2 protein-coding genes and 1 pseudogene are annotated in these 1,979 nt (G+C 70.2%); 1 reads left to right on the top strand and 2 read right to left on the bottom strand.

The annotated features are described in order from the left end of the window. Positions 1–684: sugar-binding domain-containing protein (locus RTM68_RS18500; RefSeq protein ID WP_312173776.1), on the bottom strand; the 684-nt coding region annotated here is incomplete at its 3' end. A gap of 167 nt (positions 685–851) precedes the next feature. On the opposite strand from RTM68_RS18500, the gene RTM68_RS18495 reads away from it, so the two are divergent. Continuing rightward, entirely contained in the window at positions 852–1,709 is an 858-nt protein-coding gene (locus tag RTM68_RS18495; protein WP_312173775.1) for an NAD(P)-dependent oxidoreductase, read from the top strand. Here RTM68_RS18495 and RTM68_RS18490 read toward each other — a convergent pair. Then, positions 1,706–1,979: pseudogene (locus RTM68_RS18490) on the bottom strand (hypothetical protein); the annotation flags it as partial. The gene RTM68_RS18495 and the pseudogene RTM68_RS18490 sit on opposite strands and share 4 nt — an antisense overlap.

The following is a 1,979-nucleotide window of genomic DNA, read 5'->3' as shown; positions in this document are numbered from 1 at the left end:
CAGCTCGGCCCGCTCGTTCGCGGCGAAGGCGTTGCCGCTGGAGGCGAGCACGTCGCTGGGCTCGATGTTGCCGATGCCCATGATGGTCATGGTGAGCTCGCGCCAGCGTCGGCTGATCTCCTGCATCGAGGGATCCTCGAGCAGGGAGTCCCTGATCGCGGCGTTCGCAACGATTCCCGGAGCCTGCACGTGCACGGCCTCGGCGCCGAGGATGCGCGCGAGGTCGCCGAGCAGGTGGTGGCTGTGACCCTGCACCTCGGGTGCGCCGGAGCCTCCGAGCAGCTGCACGACCTCGGTGGCGCCGCGCGCGGCGAACGGTCGCATGCGGTCGACGACTGCGAGCAGGGTCTGGCTCCACGACGAGACGCCGATCCTGTCAGTGCCCGAGAGCGTCGCCTCGAGGTACGCCGCGGCTCCCGCGCCGATCGCCGCCAGGGTCTCGTCGCGGTCGGCGTCGGGGTCGACGTCGACCACCACCGCCTCGGCCAGGCCGAAGCGCTGTTCGAGGAGCTCCTCGGTCTCGGCGTAGACGCCAGGGGCCACCGTGACGATCGTGCGGACGATGCCCATGGTCGTGGCGCGCTTGAGCAGTCGCGAGACCTTGGCCTGCGAGATGTTGAGGGCGTCGGCGATGTCGGCCTGACGGATGCCGCGCTCGTGGTACATCCGGGCGACCTTGGTCATCAGTCGCACTTGTCCGTCGAGCGGTCGGCTGTAAGTATTCGAAGGCACCAGCGCCGTCCTCTCTCGCGATCTCATGATGATTCGCTAACGAAAGAATATTCAATGCGGGGCGTGTGCGCCACTCGCTACGCCGCACGCACCCACTCATCACCCAGAGGAGCCTGCACATGATCATCGGCGTCACCGGCAGCGAAGGCAAGCTCGGCAGGGCGACTGTGGCGCGACTGCGCGACGAGGGCCACGAGGTCGTCGGCTTCGACCTCGCAGGTCCGGCGGGAGCGGGGTTCACGCGGGTCGACCTCGGCGACTACGGGCAGGTGCTGGATGCACTCCTCGGCGTGACCGCGCGCCACGCCGGTCTCGACGCGCTGGTGCACCTGGCCGCCATCCCCGTCAACGGACTCGTGCCCGACGTGACGACCTTCGAGAACAACGTCATGGCATCGTTCCACGTGCTCCTCGCGGCACACCGCGCGGGCATCCGCACGATCGTCACCGCCTCGAGCATCACCGCCACCGGCTTCCCCTACGAGGTGCCGCCGCCCTTCCTGCCGCTCGACGAGAGCCACGCCCAGGCGTTCACCACCTATGCGCTGGGCAAGGTCGTCGAGGAGGCGATGTCGGCGCAGCTGGTGCACTGGGCGGACGGCACCTCGATCACCGCGCTGCGCTTCACCAACGTCGTGGCCGCCGATGAGTACGCGACGTTCGAGCGCGCCGCCGAGCCCGGGTACCGTCGGGATCTGCTCGGGTCGTGGGTCGACGCCCGTGACGGGGCACAGGCGGTCTCTCTGGCGCTGCGCCACGCGCAGCCGGGTTTCGAGATCTACCACGTCGCGCATCCGCTCTCCGGCATCGCTGCTCCGTCGCGCGACGCGGCCGAGCGGTGGTTCCCCGGAGTGCCCGTGGCCGACGACCTCGGAGCGCACGAGTCGCTGTTCTCGGTGCGCAAGATCCAGGAGCGTCTGGGGTTCGCCCCCGAGTTCGACTGGCGCACGCCCTCGGGCGGACCCGGCCGGAGCTAGTCCGCCGCGCCGGTGCCGGTCAGGAGCGTCCACTCCCCGCCGGCCAGCTCGACGTCGATCGTGGTGACACCGACACCCGCACCCGCACCGCCGCTGTCACGGGAACGGGAACCGTGCACGCGCACCGAGAAGCGCCGCGTCTGCCGACCGACGTTCGCGGCGAGGACCACGTCTGCGCCCTCCGATCGCGATCCGATCGCCCAGATCAGACCGTCGGGGCTGTCTCCAGTGAGCAGCGCGGCGTCGTGCGCGCCGAGGCCGAGAAGCGCC

The organism is Microbacterium sp. (genome assembly GCF_031988965.1).
Lineage (GTDB): Bacteria > Actinomycetota > Actinomycetes > Actinomycetales > Microbacteriaceae > Microbacterium.
Note: the sequence above shows the minus strand (reverse complement) of the source record. Positions and strands in the feature narration are given on the sequence as shown.

What these genes read in the sequence shown, in the direction of transcription:
- RTM68_RS18495 (WP_312173775.1), top strand. Translation starts at nt 852, where the DNA reads ATGATCATCGGCGTCACCGGCAGCGAAGGCAAGCTCGGCAGGGCGACT.